General features: G+C 57.0%; 15 protein-coding genes and 2 pseudogenes. 3 read left to right on the top strand and 14 right to left on the bottom strand.

What is annotated here, in order from left to right; all coding sequences use genetic code 11:
- Window positions 1–11: 11 nt before the first annotated feature.
- The 5 genes and pseudogenes from ptsP to Q4E11_RS03840 all read right to left on the bottom strand — a co-directional run bounded on the left by ptsP (window position 12) and on the right by Q4E11_RS03840 (window position 6,170).
- Window positions 12–1,703, bottom strand: a complete 1,692-nt coding sequence (ptsP, locus tag Q4E11_RS03860) for a phosphoenolpyruvate--protein phosphotransferase (protein ID WP_303163819.1) — start codon at window positions 1,701–1,703, stop codon at window positions 12–14.
- Between the two features lie 63 nt (window positions 1,704–1,766).
- A complete protein-coding gene (locus tag Q4E11_RS03855) occupies window positions 1,767–2,033 on the bottom strand; it encodes an HPr family phosphocarrier protein (protein WP_303163983.1) in 267 nt (88 codons plus the stop codon).
- A gap of 165 nt (window positions 2,034–2,198) precedes the next feature.
- Window positions 2,199–3,014: pseudogene (locus Q4E11_RS03850) on the bottom strand (PRD domain-containing protein); the annotation flags it as partial.
- A 63-nt stretch (window positions 3,015–3,077) separates the two neighbouring features.
- Window positions 3,078–5,186, bottom strand: coding sequence for a glucose PTS transporter subunit IIA (locus tag Q4E11_RS03845; RefSeq protein ID WP_303163818.1), 2,109 nt, complete (start codon window positions 5,184–5,186; stop codon window positions 3,078–3,080).
- A gap of 240 nt (window positions 5,187–5,426) precedes the next feature.
- Window positions 5,427–6,170, bottom strand: a complete 744-nt coding sequence (locus tag Q4E11_RS03840; protein ID WP_303163817.1) for a uridine kinase — start codon at window positions 6,168–6,170, stop codon at window positions 5,427–5,429.
- A 43-nt stretch (window positions 6,171–6,213) separates the two neighbouring features.
- On the opposite strand from Q4E11_RS03840, the gene Q4E11_RS03835 reads away from it, so the two are divergent.
- Together Q4E11_RS03835 and Q4E11_RS03830 are read left to right on the top strand one after the other, a co-directional pair.
- On the top strand, window positions 6,214–7,128 hold the full coding sequence (locus Q4E11_RS03835; protein WP_303163814.1) for a 2-dehydropantoate 2-reductase: 915 nt from the start codon (window positions 6,214–6,216) through the stop codon (window positions 7,126–7,128).
- A gap of 85 nt (window positions 7,129–7,213) precedes the next feature.
- On the top strand, window positions 7,214–7,831 hold the full coding sequence (locus tag Q4E11_RS03830; RefSeq protein ID WP_303163813.1) for a DNA-3-methyladenine glycosylase I: 618 nt from the start codon (window positions 7,214–7,216) through the stop codon (window positions 7,829–7,831).
- Window positions 7,832–7,905: 74 nt separating this feature from the next.
- On the opposite strand, the gene Q4E11_RS03825 is transcribed toward Q4E11_RS03830, so the two are convergent.
- From Q4E11_RS03825 to glnA (Q4E11_RS03795), 7 genes and pseudogenes are all read right to left on the bottom strand, one after another.
- A complete protein-coding gene (locus Q4E11_RS03825; protein ID WP_303163810.1) occupies window positions 7,906–8,565 on the bottom strand; it encodes a YtxH domain-containing protein in 660 nt (219 codons plus the stop codon).
- A gap of 259 nt (window positions 8,566–8,824) precedes the next feature.
- Window positions 8,825–9,133 (bottom strand): PspC domain-containing protein, encoded by a 309-nt coding sequence (locus Q4E11_RS03820; protein ID WP_303163809.1) that lies wholly within the window; start codon window positions 9,131–9,133, stop codon window positions 8,825–8,827.
- 389 nt (window positions 9,134–9,522) lie between these two features.
- Window positions 9,523–9,942 (bottom strand): hypothetical protein, encoded by a 420-nt coding sequence (locus tag Q4E11_RS03815; protein WP_303163808.1) that lies wholly within the window; start codon window positions 9,940–9,942, stop codon window positions 9,523–9,525.
- Window positions 9,943–10,223: 281 nt separating this feature from the next.
- Window positions 10,224–10,418, bottom strand: a complete 195-nt coding sequence (locus tag Q4E11_RS03810) for a PspC domain-containing protein (protein ID WP_303163807.1) — start codon at window positions 10,416–10,418, stop codon at window positions 10,224–10,226.
- Between the two features lie 196 nt (window positions 10,419–10,614).
- Window positions 10,615–12,072, bottom strand: coding sequence for a type I glutamate--ammonia ligase (gene glnA, locus Q4E11_RS03805; RefSeq protein WP_303163806.1), 1,458 nt, complete (start codon window positions 12,070–12,072; stop codon window positions 10,615–10,617).
- A gap of 228 nt (window positions 12,073–12,300) precedes the next feature.
- Window positions 12,301–13,401: pseudogene (locus Q4E11_RS03800) on the bottom strand (tyramine oxidase subunit B).
- Between the two features lie 594 nt (window positions 13,402–13,995).
- Window positions 13,996–15,432: a type I glutamate--ammonia ligase gene (glnA, locus tag Q4E11_RS03795; protein ID WP_303163805.1), complete on the bottom strand. Its 1,437-nt coding sequence runs from the start codon at window positions 15,430–15,432 to the stop codon at window positions 13,996–13,998.
- Between the two features lie 404 nt (window positions 15,433–15,836).
- Between glnA (Q4E11_RS03795) and Q4E11_RS03790 the strand changes: the two genes are divergently transcribed.
- On the top strand, window positions 15,837–16,355 hold the full coding sequence (locus Q4E11_RS03790) for an RDD family protein (RefSeq protein WP_303163803.1): 519 nt from the start codon (window positions 15,837–15,839) through the stop codon (window positions 16,353–16,355).
- Between the two features lie 103 nt (window positions 16,356–16,458).
- On the opposite strand, the gene Q4E11_RS03785 is transcribed toward Q4E11_RS03790, so the two are convergent.
- Window positions 16,459–18,078 (bottom strand): aspartate:alanine exchanger family transporter, encoded by a 1,620-nt coding sequence (locus tag Q4E11_RS03785; protein WP_303163802.1) that lies wholly within the window; start codon window positions 18,076–18,078, stop codon window positions 16,459–16,461.
- A 136-nt stretch (window positions 18,079–18,214) separates the two neighbouring features.
- A complete protein-coding gene (locus tag Q4E11_RS03780) occupies window positions 18,215–18,994 on the bottom strand; it encodes a DUF4191 domain-containing protein (protein ID WP_303163801.1) in 780 nt (259 codons plus the stop codon).
- Window positions 18,995–19,079: the final 85 nt, after the last annotated feature.

Here is a 19,079-nt window from a genome sequence, read left to right as displayed (position 1 = left end):
GGGGCTTGACCCTACAGCAAAGCCTTCGCCTTCGGGTTCACCAGCGCGGTTACAGCTGCCTTGGCATCAGCGGCGGTGACCGCATCAACGGCGTATGCAGCCATCTGCTGACAGGTGGCGCGATCGTGCAGGCGCAGTGCAGCACGCACGGCCGGAACCTTCTTCACAGCCATCGACAGCGAGCTGACTCCCAGTCCCACTAGCACCAGTGCCAGCAGCGGGTCGCCGCCTGCTTCGCCACAGACACTAATTGGCTTGCCCGTGGCATTACCGCCCTTGCAGGCCTCCTTAATCATCTGCAAAACCGCAGGCTGCCAAGGGGAGAGCAGGTCAGACAGTGCGCCCTGCATACGGTCGGCAGCCATGGTGTACTGCGACAGGTCGTTAGTACCAATTGAGGCGAAATCCACCACGGACAGCAACTGCTTGGAGCGAATTGCGGCAGCTGGCACCTCAATCATGATGCCGACCTTTGGCAAGCCGCGGCTTCGTACCTTGTCCGCAAACCAGGTTGCTTCTTCCACGGTGGCGACCATCGGCGCCATAATCCGCAGGTCAGGCTTCTTTCCTGTTGCCTCGAAAGCTGCGGCCAGCGCGTCCAATTGCGTATCCAGCAGGTCCTCGCGAGCCTGAGACAGGCGCAGCCCGCGCCGTCCCAGCGCCGGATTCTCCTCTTCGCCCAGGTCAGCGAAGTGCAGCGGCTTATCCGCACCGGCGTCCAAGGTGCGCACAACCACGCGTCGCGTGCCAAAGGCCGCAAGCACGCGCTTGTAGGTCTCCGTCTGCTCCTCCAGGCTCGGGGCGGACTCGCGGTCGAGGAACAAAAACTCGGTCCTAAACAGACCGGTGCCCTCGACGTCTTCGGCTGCCGCTGACTCGCCGTCGTCAGCCGTGCCGATGTTCGCCAACAGATTCACCGGGTAGCCGTCCGCCGTCTTACCGGCACCGGAGGATTCTGCCAAGGCTGCTTCACGACGTGCAGTGCGCTCCTCCAACTCGGCAATTTCGGCATCCGTCGGGTGGATGATGACCTCGCCAGCACCACCATCGATAGCCACGATGGTGCCTTCGTCGATGTCCATGACACCCTGTGCCTTAACCACTGCAGGGATGCCCAGCTGGGCAGCCAAAATGGCCGTGTGACTGGTGGGGCCGCCACCGGCGGTGACAATGCCTACCACCATCTTGGGGTCGAGACCGACGGTTTCGGCGGGCGCAAGATCGTCGGCAAGCAGAATCGTCGGCTTCGAGACCATCGGTACGCCCGGCTTCGGCAGTCCGCGCAGCTCACAGATGGTGCGGTCGCGAACATCGTAGAGATCGGTGACACGCTCGGCCATGTAGCCACCCAGGCCTGCGAGCAGCTGCGCGTAGTCCTCGACGGCATCATGGACGGCCTGGGTGACTCCGGAACCGGCCTTCAGCTTTTTGACCACGGCCTTTGCTAGCGCGCGGTCGCTTGCCAGCTGCGCTGTCGCCTCCAGGATGGGGCGGGCCTTAGGGTTGGCTGTTTCCGCCTGTTGCTTTAGCGAATCGGCGACTGCGGCCATGGCCTCGCGGACGCGCTGGCCGTCGGCGGTGGGGTCGGTGGAAGCGGGCTCGTCCTTGTCGACTCCCGGTGCTGGAAGCACCTTAACTACCTCAGCATTTGCCGTACCAGTGGAAACACCGATGCCGTAGATGACGGTGTGCTGCTCTACCATTGCTTTCCCATCTCCTTTGAGGGGCGTTATTGAGCGGACAGACCCGAATCGGGGGCCGGAAAACTACTCGGCATCCAGGTCGCGCTCGAGCATGGCAGCCAGCTTGTCCAGAGCCTCGGCTGCAGCGTCGTCTTCGCAGCTCAGGGTGACAACGTCGCCGTGCTTAGCGCCCAGAGTCATGACCTCCAAGATGGAGGCGGCATCTGCCTCTTCGTCATCGAAAGAGATGACAATGTCGTAGTCGTACTCAGCGGCAGCCTGCGTGAACAGGGAAGCCGGACGAGCGTGCAGACCGACAGAAGAACCGATGGTAGCGGTACGAGTAATCATGGTGGAATCCTTTCGAATCGAAGTTTTCTCATTTTTAGGCTCAGAAACAGCGCCTGTACGCCCCACCGCCACTGGAGCATCTTGCGTTGATGCAGTGCCACTGTGCGCAGATTGCTCAGATGCGGTGGGAGATACAGCCGTTGCCTGCACAATACGGGCAATGTGCAGGGTGAGATAGGAAATCTCGTCCTCCGTCAGGCCTGACCCCAGGCGCAGTTCAATGACAGCGGCAATGCGCTGTGCACATTGATAGGACTCGGGGTAGGAGCTGCGGATTGCCTCGCCAATAGCGGAGCGGTGGTCTTCCAACTGCTCATGCTTAGCGATGCGGACGAATAGATAGCGCAAGTGCGTAATAAAACGTCCCACACTGACGGTTTCGGTGTGCAGTTTGATCTCAAAATCGCTTTCGATAATGTTCATCAGTTGCTGCAACACGCCCGTCATGGTGTAGGTGAAGCTCAAGTCGCCCGTAGCAAACCCAGCGTTGACTAGGTGCAACGTAATCGCAATCGCTTCTGTGCGGGGAAGCGGTGCTATACGACGGTCACCCAGAGCGCGGTTTATATGCGACAAAATCGCCTGCGCCTGCGCATATTCTTCACTATAAAGTTGGCTGACTTCCGCCAGCAACGGGTAATCAACCCGCTGCCCGTTAGCTGCTCTGGTGATGGCAAATCCAATGTGGTCGGCCAACGCCATGAGCAGGGAAGCGTTGTGAATCATCGATTCCGGCAGCCCGGCCGCGGTCACCGCATCCGTCACCAGATTGATGTGAGCCAGTGGAATTTCTGTGAGCATCGATGCAATGTAGTCCGGGTCGCGGCCGTCGGTCGGGACAAAAATGCGGACAATCTTCGCAGGATCAACCTGCTGTCCCGGACGGGCCTGGAAGCCAATTCCTCGACCGGTGATGATCTTTTCACCGGTCGCGTCCTTGGCGAGGACCACGTTGTTATTGAATACTCTCAGGATTTCCATTGCGGTAACCGTGAACTCCTCGACGTGCTGAGTGCTGAGGCCGGTATGCCTTCTAGAAATCGATTATGGCTGAACTTCGATGACCGTGTCGCCGACGCGGACGGAACCGGATGTCACCGGGTCGACCTTGGCCATCTTCTTGGTGTTGGTGACAGTCATCAGTGTCGTGGTGGAGTAACCAGCTTCCTTGACCTTGTCGAAATCGACCTCAGCAAGGACATCTCCAGCCTCGACATGCTGCTTCTTGGCAACCTTGACGTCAAAGCCCTCACCGGCCATCTTGACTGTGTCAATACCGACGTGAACCAGCACTTCCACACCGTCATCGGTCTTGATACCGAAGGCGTGACCAGTCTTGGCCACCGTCATCAGCGTGCCGGAAACCGGTGCGACGACAGTGGAGCTAGTCGGCTTGATGCCGACACCGTCACCGAGGGCGCCAGAGGCAAAGACCTTGTCACCGGCCTCAGTAAGGCTGACAGCTTCACCGGCAAGCGGAGCCAGAACGTGGACCGGCTTGGTGGCCACGGCAGTGGCGACACCACCGGCAGCTGCGGCAGCCGGGGCTGCAGCCTCAGCAGAGGCATCCGTATCAGCGCTGGTCGGAGCCGGAGCGGAATCGGAGCTACTGGAGCCAGCGCGCGGGGTATCTTCGCTGGGTTCGTCGTCACGCTCTGCAGCGCGTGCGGCGGCCTCAGCCTTCTCTTCCGGCGTGCGGTAGTCGGTGAGAATGATGGCGAACATGGCTACGAAGAACGCCACGGCGATGGAGATCAGGTAGACCCACATCGGCTTGAACACGACAGTGGTAATCAGCGAGGTGAAGACGAAGGCGTTGGTAGTCACGCCACCGTACGGGGCGGAGAGGATTGCGATGGTCAGACCACCGGCGAAACAGCCGAGCAGCATGCGCGGGTAGATCCTCTTAAAGCGCAGGTGAATACCGTAGAGGGACGGCTCGGAAATACCGCCGAACAGACCTGCGGCAAGTGCGCCGGTTGCAGTCTGGCGCATCTGGGTGTCGCGGTCGCGGATGGACAGCGCCAGGACACCAGCGGTGGCGCCGAAGCAGGCGAAGTTCCAAGCACCCATTGGGCCCTGAATGAAGTCGTAACCGAGAGTCTGAATGTTGACCAGCATCAGAGCGTTGAGCGGCCAGTGCAGACCCAACGGCACCAGGAACGGGTAGAGCATCGGGATGAGAATTGCGAACACGAACGGTGCGTGCGAGTTCATCCATGCCAGGCCAGAGCCGATACCGTTACCCAACCAGATGCCCAGCGGGCCGATTAGGAAGGCGGTCAGCGGAATCATAATCAGCATGGAGATAAACGGCACGAAGACCATCTGGACATTTTCCGGGAAGATCTTCTTTAGACCGTGGTAGACCACTGCCAGGATTGCGACCATGATCAGTGGCACGAAGACCTGTCCGCCGTAGTCATTGAGCTGCATTGGCAGGCCGAAGATGTTGGCGGTGAAAGCCTCGGTACCCAGTTCCTCGTTCACTGTCTTGATGGTGTCAGTGAAGCGCTCGGTATCCTGCAGACTCATAAATTCCGGCGTCATCAGTGCAGCCATAATCGCTGCACCCAGCCATGGATCGACTCGCAGCTTCTTCGCTGCGTTGTAGGCGACCATGATTGGCAGGAAGTAGAAGACGCTGCGCCACATGGCATCGACGAAAATCCAGGTGGCGGACTTGTCTTCAGCGCGGAAGTCGACGATCTTCAGGCCGTCGAGAACTGCGGCAATGGCGATAATCAGTGATGCGCCGAGCAGCACGCCCAGGATTGGGCGGAACGAATCGGAGAGGTACTCGAAGAAGTCATCCAACCAGGAGTACTTGCCACGTGCCTTGGAGCGTGCCTCAGCCTTGACGTCTGCGTCGGACTTGGTGGCAACGCCTGCGTTTTGCATTTCCGGCAGGTGCTTGATGGCGGTGTACATCGACTCAACGCCGCCACCGCAGATGACCTGGTAGCGGTTATCGCCCTGGTGGACGACGCCGAGGACGCCCGGCACCTTATCAATTTTGTCCTCGTCGATCTTGGAAATATCGCCCAGTTCAAAGCGCAGACGTGTCGCACAGTGCGTTAGGCTGGTGATGTTTCCAGGTCCACCGAGGTTTTCAACAATTGCCCTCGCGCTGGAATCCTTTGACGATCCCATCGTGACCTTCTTTCGCGGTAGACAGGGCCGTTAAACGCAAAAAAGACCCGAGGCACCACGAATCGTGGGCCTCAGGTCTTGCCTCAAAAAGAGTAACAACCCTGGGTTGATATGTCTGCTTCCGATGATAATGAAGTAAGTGGCAGGGTGGAAGTATTTACCCTGAACGGGGGAGCAGTGGGAGGAGGTGGGCTTTCGACGTAGTGGTTAGTAATTCACCCTGCTCTTGAGCAGGTAGAACTATTCGTCGGTGTTCGCAATTACTAAGCACTCGTCACCAGGCTGGTCGAGTAAGCGTTGCCCTATTTCGTCGACCTTGACTATCCCCTCAGGCAGCTCGCGTGGTGCATGCCCCACCACCACAAAATCTGCTTCCTGCCAAGGACGAGTCTTTTGCAAGAACGAAATCTCCTCAATCGCCCAAGAATCCCAGAAAGCCTCGGCTTGTTCACGGTCACCATTGACTCCCAGCTCCACGTCTCGCTCGACACCTCTGGCTTTAGCCAATACCAGATCGGATTGGACAAAAACCGTAGCACCGTAATAAGGAGCGAGGGAGGGTCGGATGCAGCCGCTGCCCTCGACAATGATTAAAGGAGCAGGCGAGAAGCTCAAGGAGCCTTCGCGGCCGTGCGAAGCCCAGCCCGGAGGAATGTAATCAACGGGTTCGCCAGCCAAAAGCGGCTTTAGGACATGCTCCGCAAGCTCGGTATCCCAGTCAAAGCGAGAATGATGCCAAGCGATGTCATCGGTGTGAATGATAACTGCATTCTCGGATGCAGCAGCCATCTTCGTTGCGAGTGTGGACTTGCCAGACCCACCCCGGCCGTCCACAGCAATCACGCGAGGGAACATCTCCGTGGACTCCAATGACGCGAGAGTCTCAGCGAACCAGGCGTCGAAGGATACCAGTTTGTAAGAGGAAAAAACAGGCTCTCCTGGGCCGGTTGTGAATTCATCTCCTGGGCTGTGGATGGAAGTCATAAATCCACAAGTAGCACGTTGCTGAACCCGTAACATGGCGAATATGAGAATCGGAATTCTAGGAGCAGGAGCCGTCGGCGGTTGGTTCGGCGGTCGCCTCGTTGAAGCTGGTTATGATGTCGTCTTTCTCGCGCGCGGTGAAACGCTCGCCCGCCTTCGTGAGGTAGGGCTGACGCTTATCGACGAAAACGGAGAGCGCAGCATCATCCCCGTTAAGGCAGCGGATAATTGGGATGAACTCGCAGCCGATGGCGTTGATATCGATGTGGTGATTGCAGCGACTAAGGCACTGCCGGGAGATGATCCCTTCCCGCAGATTCCGGAAGGAGCTGCGGTTATTACTACTCACAATTCGGTGGAGATTCCGTACCTCGCCGCTCAGCGTTTTGGTGAGGACAGGGTATTCCCAGGCGTTATTCGAGGGTTCTTTATTCACACTGGCCCAGCTGAGGTGGAGTTCCGACCAGGGCCGATGAGCCTGAACATCGGTACCTTCGATGGCTCCCACAGTCAGCTGGTCGCCGATGTCATTGAGGCTTTGCATAAGGCAGGACTCGGTGGCGAGCAGCTGCCTGATATCTGGGTGGATATCTGGGCCAAGGCCATGTTCGTGGCAAACCTGGGTGCGCTGGGTGCTCTGGCTGAAAGCCCATTTGGGTACCTGCGTGAACAAATGCGGGACAGCCTCACGCGCATGTTTGAGGAAACCGAGGCAGTGGGCCGTGCCAGTGGCGTGGCTCTGCCGAAGGATATTGTCTCGAGCACCTTGGACTTTACGGATGCGCAGAGCTATGAAAGCACCTCGTCCATGCAGCGTGACTATGCGGCGGGATTGACAAATGAGCTCGATGCGCAGATTGGTGCCATCCGCAGGATGGGGCAGAAGGCATCGGTGGAGACACCGGTGCTCGATGTTGTTCATGGTGCGCTTGTCGGGCGCCAAGAAAACCGCGAGTAGTTAATTCTTTTGGGCGCTGGTTGCCCCCGTGAGAATTTTCCAATCACACCGTAGTCATACCGTTAATTGGGGGATAGGAAGACTGATGAAAACTGGATCGGATTACACAGAGAATAACGGACTCATCATTGGCGATGACGGGCTTGCCCGGCCGGCTTGGGCAGCGTCAAGCGAAATTCTTAGAGAGTATTACGACACCGAGTGGGGGATGCCGGTTCGTGATGAGCAGGGGCTGTTTGAACGCCTCAGTCTCGAAGCCTTTCAAGCTGGTCTGTCTTGGGAAACAATTTTGAAGAAGCGACCAGCTTTCCGGGAAGACTTCGCAAACTTCAATCCCGATGTTGTCGCTGATTTTGACCACAATGATGTAGAACGGCTCATGAATGATGAACGCATTATTCGCAATCGCAGGAAGATCAATGCGGTCATTAATAATGCGGAGGCGACTATTGCTCTTCGTGAGCAGGGTGGCCTGGCAGAGCTGATGTGGTCCTATAAACCAGATAAGACCCCAGAGCCGCACTCTATCGAGGAGGTACCAAATACTTCTGAAGAATCAAAGGCCCTGGCGAAAGCGCTGAAGAAGGCCGGCTTCAAGTTCGTTGGACCGACTACTGTCTTTGCCTCCATGGCAGCAGTGGGAATTGTGGACATCAATATTGTCGGCGCTCACCGTCGCGGTGCATCGGGTGTCTTTGAATAGGCCTGTTGACATAAAGACGTGAAAAGCCTGCACAGCCGACTGGCTGCGCAGGCTTTCTGTGTAAGCAGTGGAACTTACTTGTTCTCGTAGGAGTCGGTGTATTCCTGACCGTCCTCAGAAGTCCACTTCATGGTGTCCTTGGTAAACGGCTGCTCCCAACCATTGTCAATCTCGGACTCCGGTGCGGTCGGCAGACCGATTTCATTTTCCAGGGCACCGTTGGCAACCCAGGTCTCGCGAATCTTACCAATCAGCGGCTGCGCGCCATTGGTCTCTGGGGACTCAACGAAGGTGACGTTTTCGTACTCAGCTGCCACTGCATCGCCGACCTTCTTAGCGGAGACGAAGGCGCCAGCGTCAGAGCCGTAGGGAGAGGTGTACGAGGAAGCAGCATCAGTAATGGATGCTGGCAAATCTGCCTCAGCAACGTCCTCACCGGCACCGTCGCCCAGGCCCATGCCCTCCTTGGCCTCGTCAGCCTTTTCCTTAGCGGTGTCGGTTGCTTCGCCGGCCTTGTCCTTGGCGCTGTCAGCAGCCTCGCCGGCCTTGTCCTTTGCGCCCTCTGCGGCCTCGCCAGCCTTATCGGTGGCATCGGTTGCCACCTGGCTTGCCTGGTCCGTGGCGTTCTCGGCGGCATTCTGAGCATCGTCCGAAGAGCAAGCAGCCAGACCGCTAAGGAGTGCGGTGGAGCCAACAATTGCGGTTGCAATCCGGGTCATCTTCTTGTTCTGCATTACGAAATTCACCTTCTGTCGAGCTAAGTAATCTACTTATTCGATTATCTGAATCTCCTGCTAATGCCTTTCGGCAGGCATCAGAAGCAGCTGAATCGACTCGAAAGCCGTTCAAAAAACACGTTAGAGAGTTCTGTAAAGCATGCAAGTTTAAATTGGAATTAGTAGCCCAATTTGCACCTTTTGTTATCAAGTTTGCAGCGCCGATTTTCAGCAAAATCCCTAGTAGTGGGAATAAGGGTTACGGAATGGTATCAATCTAATTACAGCTGCGATTAGCTTCCCGTTTTATATTTTCGATGCTGTTTTTGTCGCTGGAGTCGTCGTCAAGCGTGTACTTGCCATTGGGCAGAACGAACCAAGCGAGAAGATAAATGGCGAGGAAGCCGACACCGATTTCCCAGCCGATCAGTGAGCCGACGATGGGGAGGACGACAAAGACAGTGCGTGTGAAGCCGACGTCCCATCCTTGGCTTTCAGCCAGACCTGCGAGAACACCGGCAATGATGCGGTCATTGCGCGAGCGCGCGATTTTTCGGGACTTGGAGGTGTGGTTTGGTTCAGTCACTGATGGACATCCTTCGTTTGCTTCTTCTTTAAGTGTTATCACTCAATGCCGAGTCGCAAACCCCATTGTTACAGGTTGTCGTTGACCATATGGCTGGACACTAAAAAGTGGTGAAAAGGCGCATATCTGAACGTAGCCGAAAAGCCTATATGGTGGTCAAATGGCTATTCGCGGCGGGGATTGACGGAAGATTCTTGCCATTGATGGAGGGTAGCCAAATGGGGTAGGCGTGGATTGTTCCCCAGAAATGGAACTATCCCCCGAATCCCGCTGTGCTGTTCGGGAATTCGGGGGATAGCGCTGCTTCGTAAAACCGGTATGTGCGTCAGGCTGAATCAGAATGGAATTGTGACGCGACGAGAAAGAATAGCAAAGTAGAGAGGGGTGCTTTACTTTCCGCCCAGGCCGAAGATGCCGCCGATGTGACCGAGGATATCCATGATGTCCTTGGCGGCGCCGATGCCCTTCTGGGCGTTGTCGAGGCGCTGGGTGGTAAGGTCGGCCTTCTGCTTCTGCTCCTCCAGAGTCGGCTTTGCCGGCTTTTCTGGCTTGGCCTCAGGTGCCGTGGTCTCCTCAGCTTCGGTGGACTCGGTAGCCTCAGCGGACTCAGCGGCATCAGCAGCCTCGTCGGAGGTCGGCTCCGATGTCGGTGCGACGGAGAACTCCGGATCGACAGCCGGAGCGGTAGTGGTGGTGGCCTGCTCGGTTGCTGCGGTAGCAGAATCTTCGTCCAGTGCGAAAGCTGCCGGAGCAAACAGGGTGGTGGCAACTGCTGCGGAAGCCAGGCCAGCCGCGAACTTCATCTTCATACAAAACTCCTTGGTGGGAAAACTCGAACCGATATCGAGCTGATATTGGTCTGATGTCGAACGGATGTTGACGAGGAGAAGCCTAAGGTCAGCGGCTATTTGTCGTCGACTCCCAGAAGACCACGCTGGGGTAGCCTGCTGAGTACCCTCGTGCGGGGGAAGAGAAAAAAGTGTAATGCGTCGCGGTGACACTGCCGTTGTGTGCTCATAAATCTGGCCCCGCACCAGCCGCATTGGGGCGGCAGTGAGGGGCCAATGAAGATAGCGCGCTGGCGCGCGAATTACATGTATTCCTGCTTAGGCATGATGATCCAAGCAGCAATGTAGAGAAGCAGCTGTGGGCCGGGCATCAGGAAGGATGCAACGAACACAACGCGCAGGAGAGTCGCATCCCAGTTGAAGTACTCAGCAAAACCGCCGAGCACACCGGCAACCATCTTGTTATTGGCGGAACGGGTGAGTGACTTGTTGTTCATACCCTCAATGGTAGTTGCGTTTGAAAGTGCCCGCAGTAGTGCTGACACTACTTTTGGCTTGATTCGCGTATGACGGTCGCCTAGGTCAATCGCGGGCAATTTCCCAGATAAATGACTAAAACACCGCTACCCCAGAGCGGTTGGAAATGGAGTGGCGGTGTGGGCGTCGTCAAGCGAGAAGCGCGATTGCTAGCTGCTAGCAGTCGTAGTAGAGCTCGAACTCCTGCGTCGTCGGACGGAGGCGAGCCGGCAGAATCTCCTGCTCGAACTTGTAGCGGATGTGCGCGTCGATGAGATCCTGAGTGAAGACATCACCCGCCAGCAGGAACTCGTGATCTTCTTCCAGCGCCTTGAGTGCGCCGTCGAGAGACGCCGGCACAGTCGGAACATCCTTGAGCTCCTCCGGTGGCAGCTCGTAGAGGTCCTTGTCAATCGGCTTGCCCGGCTCGATGCGATTCTTAATGCCGTCCAGGCCAGCCATCATCGCAGCGGTGAAAGCGAGGTATGGGTTACCCGACGGATCCGGAGCGCGGAACTCAATGCGCTTGGCTTTCGGGTTTGCGCCGGTAATCGGGATACGAATGGCAGCAGAGCGATTCTCCTGGCTGTAGACCAAGTTGACCGGAGCCTCAAAGCCCGGGACCAGGCGGTGGTAGGAGTTCATCGTCGGGTTGGTAAAAGCCAGGACCGCACCGGCGTGCTTCAGGATGCCGCCGATGTAGTAGCGCGCCATATCGGACAAACCACCGTAGCCGTTTTCATCGTGAAACAGCGGCTTGCCGTCCTTCCACAGCGATTGGTGGATGTGCATACCGGAACCGCCATCGCCAGCCAGAGGCTTCGGCATGAAAGTAGCCGACTTCTGGTTGAACTTGGCGGTGTTCTTCACCACGTACTTGAAGGTCTGCATATCGTCGGCGGCGTGCAGCAGGGTGTTGAATCGGTAGTTAATCTCCTGCTGACCGCCCGAGCCCATCTCATGGTGAGAGCGCTCGACGTGGAAACCGACATCCTGCAGGTACTCGCCGATTTCATCACGCAAATCCTGCATGTGGTCATACGGAGCGGTAGGGAAGTAGCCACCCTTGGTGCGCACCTTGTGGCCCAAGTTGCGAGTTCCATCCGGGTTTTCCTTCACACCGGAGTTCCACCAGCCCTCCACGGAGTCAACCTCGTGGAAAGACTTGTTGGAGGTGGAGTCGTAACGGACGGAATCGAAGATGTAGAACTCTGCCTCGGCGCCGAAATTACAAGTATCGGCGAAACCGAGCTCGGACAGGTAGTTCTCCGCCTTGCGGGCAATGTTGCGTGGGTCGCGGCTAAACGGCTCGCGCGTATGCGGGTCGTGGACAAAGAACTTGACGTTCAGGGTCTTCGACTTGCGGAACGGATCGATGAAAGCCGTGTCCAAGTCCGGCAGTAGCATCATGTCGGAGTTATCCACCGAGGTGTAACCGGCGATGGATGAACCGTCGAATGCGAGGCCCTCCTGGATTGCGTCTTCGTCGAACTCGGATGCGGGGACGGTCAGGTGCTGTTCGATGCCGGGAACGTCAGTGAACTGGACGTCCACCCAGCGGATGTCATTATCCCGAATGAATCGTTGGATTCCTTCTGGGGTGGTCTCTTCGCTGCCGGGTTTGAACTTACCCATGAGTATTAATTCGCCTACTTCGCGTAATGTAGCTAGCTCTTTTTGCGATTCGTTCCGGTCCCCGGTTGGAACCGATTGCCGGTTAAAGCCGATTGCCGGTTGGAACCGGGCTCCGGATTACATCGCGGTGGTATTCAGTTGTGGAGTTTGTGCCGCCTGGCGCGCGGGGCCAGGCTGTTTGCGGCGCTCTGTTCGCACCGCCTTGCCTACAGCGCTCTGCTTACAGCGCTACTTCAGGAACGGAGTGTCCCACAGGTTCAGCTTGGTGCCGATGCCCTTTTCCAGCGCAGTGTCGTAGAGGTCGGTAGCCCATGCGACGTCCTCGACCGGCATGCCGCCGATGGAGTAGCAGAAGATTTCGTCATCATTCTGGCGGCCCGGGGCCTTGCCGGATGCGATGTCACCGATATTGACCAGCTTCTCTTCCGGCAGAATGCCCTCTTCCTTCATGTCCCACCAGCGGTTACCGGGGATGCCCAGCAGGCGCTCGTAGGTGACATCCGGGCCGTTTTCGTTGAACCACTCTTCGTAGAGGCCCTTGTAGTCAACAACCAGACGGCAATCGTCGGACTGCACGAACTCGTCATCCAGACGTGCTGCAGCTGGCATCAGCAGCAGCGCGCCGGGCTTGAGGTATTCCTGCTTGAAGTACGGGAAAGCCGACGGGCCATCGGAGGAAGTGGAGGTACCAGCGATGATGATGTCGGAGTCGCGGATCGCTTCTTCCTCAGTGTCGACGATGCGCACTTCCTCCAGCTGCGGGTACTGCTCCTTGATCCAGTCCGCTGCCTTCTGCGTGGACTCAGCTGAGCGACCCTTGATCTTGACCTTCTTAATCGACGGACGCTGGCTCAGAGCGGAGCCCAGAATAGTGCGGCTCATGACACCCGGGCCGATGATGCCAACGACCTCAGCGTCCTTGACAGCCAGGTGCTTGACACCAACACCTGGGACAGCGCCAGTGCGGTATGCCGACAGCAGGTTTGCCGACATCACAGCCTTCGGAGCGCCCGTAATTGCATCATTCAGGATGAACAGGTGAATCGAACGCGGTAGACCATTCTTGCGGTTTTCCGCGTTGGAGCCGTACTACTTCACGCCAGCGCCATTGAAGCGGCCACCGAGGTAGGCCGGCATCGCCATGAAACGGCGGTCCGGGCCATTGGCCGGCATGCCCTCGTGAACCGGATTGTCCGGGAAGTTGATCTGTGCGCCGTGGGAGTTAGCCGATGCGCCCGCCATGCGGTAATCACCGTTGGCCAGCAGAATCAGGGTCTCTTCCATCGTGTCAACGCACTTGGCGGAGTCGGTGACACCGGCTGCAATCATGTCCGGTTCGCTGAGGTAGAGAAAATCAATGCGAGTGGAGTTTTCTGGGTTGGCAGCGTTGTCGTTAGTCAAGAATGCTCAAATCCTTCTTAAAAATCATCGGCCACCGATTCGGTGACTGCGCTTAAGAAATTCCAGATGCATGCTCTCCAGAATCATCAATAAAACGCCTCGGCATGGTCTCCCGACCCGTAACACCCGAGGGGTTATGTCGTTCAACCATACGGAAAAACCACAGCGTAGGGGCGTTTACGTCGTCTTAGGGACAAGGTTTACGCTTTACGACGGCCATAGCGACACAGCCCTTTTTGCGTCAATAAGCTACCCGTAATAACCACATCGACATGCGCAATCGTTACTTATTGAAAACCAATCTCGAAGAGTGATTTAGCGGGCTATAAATAAATATCTGTGAACTTAGTCACATAGCATTAAGTGTTGGTGCCTTTTTGGTTTTCCTGGGCAAGTTTGCAAGCGTGGTCGAGGCTGCAAATGCCAAAACCGCCTGGCCACATTGAACTGTGGTCAGGCGGTTTCTAAGTTGCCGCTAGGAGTTGGAGGTTTGCTCGCTGCGGCCGTCGTAAAGCGAAAACTTTAGCAGTCGTAGTACATTTCGTATTCCTGCGGAGTCGGGCGCAGGCGGACCGGTTCGATTTCGTTTTCGTACTTGTAGGCGATGTAGGTCTCGATGAGATCCTCGGTGAAGACGTCGCCCTCGAGCAGGAACTCGTGGTCGTTCTTTAGAGCCTCAAGAGCGGCCTCGAGGGAGGTCGGAGCCTGCGGGATGTCGGCTGCCTCCTCCGGCGGGAGCTCGTAGAGGTCCTTGTCCACTGGAGCGTGCGGCTCGATACGGTTCTTGATGCCGTCGATGCCGGCCATCATCATTGCGGCGAAGCCCAGGTATGGGTTGCCGGACGGGTCCGGAGCACGGAACTCGATACGCTTTGCCTTCGGGTTCGAGCCGGTAATCGGAATACGAACAGCGGCGGAGCGGTTGCGCTGCGAGTAGACCAGGTTAATCGGAGCCTCGAAGCCCTTGACCAGGCGGTGGTAGGAGTTCAGTGTCGGGTTGGTGAAGGCCAAAACAGCGCCAGCGTGGTGGAGGATACCGCCGATGTACCAGCGAGCGATGTCGGAGAGACCTGCGTAACCAGCCTCATCGTGGAACAGTGGCTTGCCGTCCTTCCACAGCGACTGGTGAGCATGCATGCCAGAACCGTTGTCGCCGGACAGCGGCTTCGGCATGAAGGTGACCGACTTGCCCTCTTCCCAGGCGGTGTTCTTGATGATGTACTTGAAGGACTGCAGGTCGTCTGCAGCATGCAGCATCGTGTTGAACTTGTAGTTAATTTCCTGCTGACCACCAGTGCCGACCTCGTGGTGGGCGCGCTCGAGCTCGAAGCCGGCGTTGTTCAGGTTCAGGCACATCTTGTCGCGCAGATCCTGGTAATGGTCATACGGAGCGACCGGGAAGTAGCCGCCCTTCAAGCGAGTCTTGTAACCCAGGTTTGCAGAACCGTCCGGGTTCTCGTCCTTGCCGCGGTTCCACCAGCCCTCGACAGAGTCAACTTCGTAGTAACCGCGGTTGGTGTCGGTCTCGAACTTCACGTTGTCAAAGATGTAGAACTCTGCCTCAGCACCGAAAAAGCAGGTGTCGGCGATGCCGGTCGAGATGAGGTATTCCTCCGCCTTCTTGGCGACGTTGCGCGGATCGCGCGAGAACGGCTCCAAGGTGAATGGATCGTGGACGAAGAACTTAACGTTCAGGGTCTTCGCCTTGCGGAATGGGTCAATGCGCGCGGTGCTCAAGTCGGGCAGCAGCGCCATGTCGGACTCGTCGATAGAAGTGAAGCCACGAACCGAAGAGCCATCGAATGCCAGACCCTCGGTCATTGCGTCCTCGTCGAACGCGGATGCCGGGATGGTGAAGTGCTGCTCGGTGCCGGGGACGTCGGTGAAGCGAACGTCAACAAATTCGACGCCCTCTTCCTTAATAAACGCGACTACTTCCTCGGGAGTTTTGAAGGACATGTGCGGTCTCCTTAGTTGGCCTTGTTTTGTTCGCCGCAGGGGACTTTGTGCGATTTTTCGCACTCCTGCCACGGTGTCAAGGACTGGCCGGTTGACGAACTCTAGCTTAACGAAACGCGCAATCATTCTGGAATTAGAACCGCATTTTTTTGACCCCCTCTTATTAACGCTTCACTAATACGAAGGGGATTACGTAAATAGGGAGCATATTGTGTTGGCGGAAAAAGTACGGGATACGCAGGGCTTTCGCTTTACGCTTGCTTAACGACGTTCCTTTGGCCCCTGCGCTCGAGAAAAATTGGAAAAGGCAGCGCAACTTCGCCCCCGTTTTACCCCCGCATGGCGTCTCCACTGATTCTCGTTGGTGAATTGATTACCGAATCGCTGCATTAGACTATGGAGCCATGGAAGAAAAGCACAGTTGGCTCGATGGCCCTCAAATCCCAGGCCAGTTCGACAATCCGGATAAATTGTCGGACTATCCTGGCCAGGCATTGGGCCTTGCACCTGAAGGGCCCGGATCGCAGGCGACGCTCATGCGCCGTGTTGGCGGCATCCTTATTGACTGGATTATCTCCCTGATGATCGCCGGCGTGTTCTCGATGTTCTTCGGCCCGAGCCAGGAGCAGATTGACCAGTTCGGCGATTCGTTTATCGCCTGGCAGTCATTCCTGGCGACCTACACGCCAGTTGTCTTCCTGGTCATTGGCACGGTGTCTGTATGGCTGTTTGCCCGCACCCCAGGGCAGTGGATGATGAAGATGGGCGTTGCTCGTGTGGATAAGCCGGGCGAGCGTGTCGGCTTTGTCCGCGCCTTCTTCCGCAGTCTACTGACGCTGTTCTTGCTGCCGCCGGCAATTACCGATTCCGATATGCGCGGCATGCATGACCGCGCCACCGGCACGGCAGTAATCCTGGGCTAGATCTTTTTTAGTTAGCGAAAAAGGGGGCTGGTTGCGAAAGCAACCAGCCCCCTTTAGCTCGTGTTAACGGGTTCTAGCCAGTTTTAACGAGTTATCTCCAGCCCTACAGCACCATGACGACCAGAACCTGGGCAAGAATGATCTTCATAATCATGGCCATCGGATACACCGTGGTGTAGCCCATAGCCGGCAGCTCATTCTTAGCCTGGTCGTTGACGTAAGACAGCACAGCTGGGTGCGTTTGCAGACCAGAGAGAATACCCGCAGTCTGGCCGAACGGAATCTTCATGACCTTGTAACCAACAATCAGTGTCAGCAGTGCGGAGCTAAACGCGATGATGGCTGCGATTCCCAGCACGGTCAGCGAAGCCGGGTCAGACAGTGCTGCCTGGAAGCCCTTACCTGCAGTGGTACCAATACCGGCTAGGAACAGAGCCAGGCCCATGGTGCGAAACGCCAAGTTCGCCGAGTAGGGAATAGGCCACACCAGTGGACCTGAACGACCAAGCGCACCCAGAATCAGTGCCACGACCAGCGGGCCACCCGCCGAGCCCAGCGACAACGAGCTGCCGCCTGGCAGCGGGATTTTAATAAGACCAACCAGGACGCCCAGCGTCAGGCCGATGGTGAGCGGCAAGAGGTTGACGTCGGAAAGCTTCTTGTAGGAGTCTCCGAAGAACTTTGTTGCGGCCTTGATTATCTCCGGCGGTGCGACAACGCGGACGCGGTCACCAAGTTCAAGGCGCATGTCCGGCTCGGCGACCATATCCAAGTCGCCGCGGCGGATACGGGTGATAATCATGCCGTCCATGCGGCCGTGGAGCTCTGCAATCGGGACTCCGACAACATCCGTGGCGGAGACGAAGATGCGGCGGAAATCCAGACGTTCGTCGTGGGTGGGGTTACCCGGCAGAAGCTCACCGAGCAGCTCTGCGGTACGCGCAATTTCGTCCTCAGTGCCAACCACGGAAATAATGTCACCGGCTGAGATAGAGTCACCCGGCTCCGGGATATAGAGGTGACCCTTGTACTCCACGCGAGACACCGTAATATCCAGTTTGTATTCGCGTGGAATTTCCGTGACAGTCGGCAAATCATTGCGCATGACCTTGATGTCACGAGTGTGCAGCGGCAGTGCAGCCACACCGGCGTCAATAGCCTCTTGGTGGTGGTCGATGCGGAAGACCTTCGACATGATGCCGATGGAGGCAATCACGGCCAGCACACCGATGGGGTAGGCCAGCGAGTAACCGATGACCGGCATGTCTGCAGCGGCAGCCAGCTCATCCTTATCACTAATCAGGCTGGGCAGCGCATCCACCACAGCGGCCATGGCCGGCGTATTTGTTAGCGCACCGGTGAAGGCACCTGCGCCCTCCACTGCGTCGATAGGCAGGAACTTAATCAGCAAGTACGACTCTGCGGTAATGACAACCAGCACGCCGATACCAAAGAGGTTGTGCTTAATGCCGCGCGAGCGAAGTGAGCTGAAGAACTCTGGGCCCGCCTCCAAACCGATGGTGTAGACGAATAGCGCCAAACCGACGATGTAGATAAGCGGTGGAATCTGAATCGCCGGCTCGATTGTCGCCAAAATGAGGCCCACAAAGAGCACGGCGGCCACACCGAGTTTGAAGCCAAAAATCTTGACCTGGCCAATTGCCAGGCCAAGACACATGATCACAAGTAGTGCGAGGAGTTCATTATCAGCCAAAAGTGCCACGCTCCCCATCGTGGCATAACTGGGCTAAATCTTCACCTATCCACCGATTTAGAGCGTAACCAAATGCAGTGGTGAGAACGGTTAAGAAGATACAAAAAAGGGGCCCGAAGGCCCCTCAATCAAACGTGCGAAAGCGTTAGTGCTTCTTACCGCGGTTAGCTGCACGACGAGCGCGACGGTTCATACCAGCCTGCGGGTTGGCACCGCGTGGAATCGGCCCCTTCGGCATATTTGCTCGGGCATCGCGGATGCGGTCCATCGACTGAATGCGCTCATTGAGAGAGTTAGCCTGCTCCTTATTCAGGTTGCGTGGCAGGCGCATCAGCTCACGCTGCAGCTTCTTCGGTGGGATCTGGCCCTCCTCGCTGCCGGCGATCATGTCATAAATCGGAGCGTCACCCGCAATACGAGCCAGCGACTTCTTCTCACGGCCAATCATCTGCTTGACGCGGTTCGGGTCGCCCTCACCGACCAGCACAATGCCGGCATTGCCAATCACACGGTGGACAGCGTCCATGTGCTGGTTGGCAACAACACCGGTCTTAACGTGCCAGACATAACCGACGCCCTGGCGCATATTGTCCAGTGTCCACGCCGCCGCACCGGCCTGACCTTCAGCTTCGTCGTAGAAGGAGTTTTCCAGTCGCTTCGAGAAAATGAACATCGCGACCATAAAACCGATGGAGATACCGATAATCGGCAGCACCCATGCCCATGCGCCACCAATCAGCAGGCCCAGAATCAGCAGCAGGATAATGGGGCCGAAAAAGCCCAGCGCCATGTACGGCACGAGCTTCTTATCGCGCGAGCGCTGCAGCTTAAACGCCTGCCACATCTGGCTACGAGTCTGCTTACGCTTTGCGCGCTTGGCGGCGCGTTCCGCCTTCTTCATTTCTTTCGCATCATTGGTCGCCATAATCACCAACTTTAGGGCATGCGTTGCGCTTTTAGGCAATAGACAGCGCCGAGCAACGCTCGTTTCGCTTTACGACGGACCCAAA

It is taken from the genome of Corynebacterium sp. (assembly GCF_030532195.1).
Taxonomy (GTDB): Bacteria; Actinomycetota; Actinomycetes; order Mycobacteriales; family Mycobacteriaceae; genus Corynebacterium.
The sequence above is the reverse complement of the archived record's forward strand: the minus strand, read 5'-3'. Positions and strand labels throughout refer to the sequence as shown.